6 protein-coding genes and 2 pseudogenes are annotated in these 5,275 nt (G+C 46.8%); all 8 read left to right on the forward strand.

Translation table 11 applies throughout. The features are described from left to right. The first annotated feature begins 116 nt into the window (after positions 1-116). Positions 117-1,232 carry a DUF6017 domain-containing protein gene (locus D5281_RS23895; RefSeq protein WP_334296635.1) on the forward strand — a complete coding sequence of 372 codons (1,116 nt, stop codon included), beginning with the start codon at positions 117-119 and terminating at the stop codon, positions 1,230-1,232. Further along, a pseudogene (locus tag D5281_RS23900) lies at positions 1,233-1,894 on the forward strand (hypothetical protein). Positions 1,895-1,935: 41 nt separating this feature from the next. Then, a complete protein-coding gene (locus tag D5281_RS23905; RefSeq protein WP_160562391.1) occupies positions 1,936-2,304 on the forward strand; it encodes a hypothetical protein in 369 nt (122 codons plus the stop codon). A gap of 75 nt (positions 2,305-2,379) precedes the next feature. Continuing rightward, positions 2,380-2,901 carry a hypothetical protein gene (locus tag D5281_RS23910; RefSeq protein ID WP_120425033.1) on the forward strand — a complete coding sequence of 174 codons (522 nt, stop codon included), beginning with the start codon at positions 2,380-2,382 and terminating at the stop codon, positions 2,899-2,901. Between the two features lie 117 nt (positions 2,902-3,018). Beyond that, entirely contained in the window at positions 3,019-3,444 is a 426-nt protein-coding gene (locus D5281_RS23915; protein WP_160562392.1) for a hypothetical protein, read from the forward strand. Positions 3,445-3,568: 124 nt separating this feature from the next. Continuing rightward, on the forward strand, positions 3,569-4,045 hold the full coding sequence (locus D5281_RS23920; protein ID WP_160562393.1) for a PcfB family protein: 477 nt from the start codon (positions 3,569-3,571) through the stop codon (positions 4,043-4,045). Further along, positions 4,042-4,404: pseudogene (locus D5281_RS23925) on the forward strand (VirD4-like conjugal transfer protein, CD1115 family); the annotation flags it as partial. The gene D5281_RS23920 and the pseudogene D5281_RS23925, both read left to right, overlap by 4 nt. 57 nt (positions 4,405-4,461) lie before the next feature. After that, the coding region (locus D5281_RS23930; RefSeq protein ID WP_160562395.1) for a recombinase family protein at positions 4,462-5,275 on the forward strand (814 nt) is incomplete at its 3' end.

Here is a 5,275-nt window from a genome sequence, read left to right on the forward strand (position 1 = left end):
GCGGATAAAATCAGCGAATATTTTGCGGAGGACTGCAGCAGTGAGGAAATAGAGGGCATCATCATTCAGCTTTTGGATGAATGGAAGAAAAGACAATAGAGGGGAGGTGCATCGGCGTGGATGGCACGATAAAATTCGACTATTATTATGGCATCGAAGCGGAACAGTTCTCTTTTTACAGAGTGCCGAGGTTGCTGATAAAAGACGCAAGGTTTAAAGAGTTGTCCAGCGATGCAAAGCTCCTTTATGGTCTGATGCTTGACAGGCTGGCATTGTCAATCAAGAATGGCTGGCTTGACGAAGAAAACAGGGTGTATATCCATTACACCCTTGATAACATAATGGAGGATTTGGGATGCGCAAGGGAAAAATGCGCTAAAGTAATAGCGGAGCTTGACAGCAAAAAGGGCATCGGTCTGATTGAGAAGAAAAGACAGGGACTGGGCAAGCCGGACATTATCTATGTGAAGAATTTTGCGACACTGGATACCGGGAAAGAACCGGGCGGAGAGCCGGGAAAGCCGGATAATGCTGACAGTTCCGCAGAAGTTCGGAAACCGAACTTCAAGAGGTTCGATAATCAAACTTCAAGAAGTTCGGAAATCGAACTTCAAGAGATTCGGAAACCGAACTTGCAGGAGTTCGGAAACCAAACTTCAAGAAATTCGGAAACCGAACTTGCGGAAGTTCGGGAATCGAACCCTAATTATAACAATACTAATTATACCGATCTGAGTTATACCAATCCTATCAATCAATCTGATATAGAAACAGAAAAACAGGAACCGGGCAAGCCGGATAATGGTATGATTGATGTGATGGATGATGCCCACGCCTACATGGAAATCATTAAGGAGAATATTGAGTATGAGCATCACATGAAATATGGCGATTGGAGCGAAAAAGGTCTGTATGAGGAACTGTATGAGGTGATCTGCGAGATTGTGTGCGTGAAGCGTAAGACGGTAAAGGTCAACGGGGAAGATTACCCGTATGAGCTTGTAAAATCAAAGTTTTTAAAGCTGAACAGCTCCCATTTGGAGTACGTCATCGGGTGCATGAAGGAAACCACAACAAGGATAACCAACATCAGGGCGTACATGGTGACTGCCCTCTACAATGCCCCGAACACCATGAACCATTATTACCAGCAGTTGGTTCAGCATGATATGTATGGCGGCGGATGGGAAGAAAAAGGGATGTTTGAGCGCAAAGCGGAAGGAGATGGATAAATGGAGTCCATGCGGGATATTGACCGGGCAATGGAACGGGAAATCGCAAAGGGAAGCTGCCCATTGAGGTTTGTAAAAATAGAGTTTGGCGATTCCCCCTATCAGGAGATTGCGTCAAGGGAAAAGCTGCTGGAGGTATTTCCTATCTGCTGCGGACAGGCGATTATGGCAGGTTTGCCGGGAAGGGGACAGGGAATAATGTTTACATGGATATTAAGGGCAGGAAGCCAGCTTTTCAGCGCACCCGTTCTTTTCTTGACCGGAACAGCATATTTTCCGCAATCCGCAGGTATGGGAAGAAAATAAAGCCGGATTTTGACGGGCATACTTATCTGGAAACGGTACGGTGTATCTTTGAACTGCCGGAAGGGGAACGGGAAAAGTACAGGATAACGTATGACGGGCAGGAAACCCTTGTTTTTCCTATGTCGGATAAATATATCCTCGGACTTTACACACATTGTATTTCGGCAAGGCGGGCGGTATCGGGGGATATGGATATTCCCGGAGCAGGCTTTTCGGAGAAGGAACAGGGCATCGCCAGTTTGGACGATGTGCGTGACGTATTGTTCCAATGCCTTTTGCTTGACACAATAAAATGCGGGGAAGGCGTATTATACGCTGACCTCTGCACAATCTACTGTTTAAAAGAGGATAGATAGCTTTTGGACTTTTTGTCCAGAAGTAAGTTAGGAGGTGCGCTATGGCGGAAAAATTTATTACGGAAGAACAGCGGGCAAAATGCCGGAAAGTGGCGGATGCGTTTGAGGAGCTGTATGAGCTGACCGATGTAATGGTGGCGGATGCCGGGAGGTTCGGCTTTGTCCGTCTGCAATGGTTCAGTGAAGGAGAAGGCTTTGATTCGGCAATGGCATTTTCGGACAGTGAAGAACTGTTTGAGGAACTCTGGCGGATATGGTATGAACATGAAGTCTTAACGCCAGTGCTTGGTACGCCGCTTGTGGAGCTTGACTATGACGAGATATTCCAGACGCTTTCCAAAGACAGGCAGGAGGAAATACTGGAGAAAAAGAAATATTTTGTAGCCCTGTGCAAAGACGCTTTCGGTTAAGGCGGCAGATATTTTTTACAATTCCGGGGCGTTTTCTGTTAAAATAGACCGTATCAGGATAAAGGAGTGGTGCGTTTGGGAAACAGGAAGCGGAGGGCGGACAGGACATATAAGGACTTAAAGCAGAAACAGAAAGCAGGAATAGCAGACAGTATGTTCCAAAAGACCTGTGATTATTACAGGGAGCATGGCAGGATGCCGGAAGGAGAGGACTGTGAAAAAATTGCGGGACAGATTTACCAGAGGGTAAAGGGGATAGCGGAAAAGGCTTCCTTTGATGAAATATGCAGCCTGTATCTTTACCGATTGCCACGTTATGAAACAAGGATAGCGGAGAATGGGCTTCCCGAAAAGAAGGAAAAGAAGCAGGATGCCGACAAGCCGAAAGTAAAGCAGAAGGGCAGGAGCAAAAAGGTATGCCCGAACTGCGGAAGGAAGATGAAACAGCAGTTTATCGGCTTGCAGCATTGTAAATGCGGCATGAGCTGGAAAAAGGATATAGGATATTTTGAGCGTACCGGGGATATGGTTTTCGCTCTGGAACGGAGGAAAGTAGGGAAAAAGACAAAGCAGTGTCCGGTGATCCGGTACAGATAATTAAATATCAGAAACAGCGTGAGGGCAGTTATAGACCGTAAACAGCGGTTTATAGCTGCCCTTTTTGTGTTTAAATAACTTTTGGACTTTTTGTCCAGAAGCAGAATGGAGGATGCAATGAAAAAAAGAGAGTTCCAGAAAAAAGCAACAGCGGAGCTATTGAAAAGGCTGGTGGCGGTCTGTGCGGCGTTGGGGGAGAATCCCAACATTACAGTATCGTCAAAGTTCCACAGCTCCTATTTTAAGCTGCGGAATGACTATAATCTGATGCAGATTTCTGTTAAGCAGACAGGGGAGCTTAGTTACCAGCTTACGGATATGCTTGGCAGCACTGGCGGGAAGCGGATTTACTATGAATATCGTGAGAATGATGATTTTACACGCATCATAGAAAAGTTTTGTGGCGATTTCGCAAGGTTTTATAAGGATTTCCTGTTATCTGGCACACTGCATGACTTCTGTGACATAAAGCTGTCATACGGGGAGGACGCAGGCGCAGGACTGGAAGAATACGAATCCTGTATCCGTTCCGGGTGCTTATAGGATAAATACAGCTTTTGGACTTTTTGTCCAGAAGTGGGAAGGAGAGCTTATGAAATATTTAATCCACAGGCTGTACGTCCCACCCTGACGGGCGTACAGCAATAAAGAAAGAAGGAGGAAAACCATGCAGGAGGAAGTGACACAGAAAACGATTGCCCTTGTGTTTAAATCTTCCCGGCTGACTGCCGATGTACTGAAAAAGGCTATGAAGATGTATCTGGAACACCGGAAACAGGGAAAGCAGATGCCGCATGGGAAAATATCAGTGAAAGAGCTGGTCGGTCAGGGTATGGGCGCTTCGAGCATTGAGGTGACGGATAATAACATCAAGTCCTTTGAGAGAGTGGCAAAGAAGTACAACGTGCAGTTTGCTGTGAAGAAGGATAAGACGGAAAAGCCGCCGAAGCACATCGTATTATTCAAGGGCAAGGATGCTGACGTGATAACGCAGGCATTTAAGGAGTTTGTAAAAGTTAATGAGAAAAAGCATAACCGCATCTCCGTAAAGGAGAAACTGGCAAAGTTCCGGGAGCAGCTAGGCAAGGACAAAAACCGGGAGAGGGCAAGGGAACACCAGAAGGACAGGGGGCAGTCATTATGAGTAAAATCGTAGAGGGCATCGCCAAAGACCTAAAGTCAGTCCCTGAAAAGCTGAAGGCAAAGACGGGGAATATTGACAAAAAGAAACTTTTCCTTATGAATCTCCCCTATGCGCTTGCCGGGTATTTCTGCGACAAAATTGCATGGCTGTGGCGGGTATCGCCGGGGCAGGACGCTTCCGCAAAAGCGATGGCGGTCATAGCGGGGATGGAGGACTTATTTTCCAACCCGTTACCAAGTTTCCACCCAAAAGATTTGTTAATAGGGATAGGGTGCGGCATTGCGCTCCGCCTTGTGGTGTATTTCAAAGCCAAGAACGCCAAGAAATTCCGGCATGGCATGGAGTACGGCTCTGCAAGGTGAGGTGCATAATCTTAACTGTAAGCAACACATATATTGACGCAGGAGGGTATGCACATGAATGATTACAGCAAAATCACAGCCCTTTACTCCCGCCTATCAGTGGGGGACGAGGACAGGGACGGCGGCGAAAGCAACTCCATACAGAACCAGAAGAAATTTCTGGAAAGCTATGCCAGACAGCTAAAATTAACCAATATCCGGCACTACATTGACGATGACGAAAGCGGCAGGTTTTTTGACCGTTCTGCCTACTCCCGCATGATTGAGGACGTGGAAAACGGCAAAATAGGCGTGTGCATTATGAAAGACATGACCCGCTGGGGGCGCGACTATCTCCAAGTGGGAAACGCCATGGAGATTTTCCGCAGAAACAACGTGCGCTTTATCGCGGTAAACAACGGGATAGACAGCGAGAAGCCCGACACGTTGGAGTTTGCGCCGTTCATCAACATCATGTCAGAATGGTACGCAAGGGACATCAGCAAGAAAGTAAAAACGGGTATCCGCACAAAGGGGACGAGCGGAAAACCAATCGCAACCGAAGCCCCATACGGATATGTCAAAGACCCCGACAACAAGGATTTTTGGTTGATTGACGAAGAAGCCGCCGAAGTTGTCCGCCTTATTTTCCGCCTGTTTCTGGACGGGAAAAATCGAAACCAGATTGCCGTATATCTGAAAAATGAGCAAATCCCGACACCCACATTCTACATGAAAGACCGAGGGCGGGGAACTTGTAAAAATAAGACGCTGAACGAGGAAAACCGTTACAAGTGGAACAAAGCCACGCTGACCCATATCCTCACAAGGCAGGAGTATTGCGGCGACGTTGTAAACTTCAAGACCACAAAGCATTTCCGCGACAAAC

The sequence above is a fragment of the Parablautia muri genome (assembly GCF_009917485.1).
GTDB lineage: Bacteria > Bacillota > Clostridia > Lachnospirales > Lachnospiraceae > Suilimivivens > Suilimivivens muri.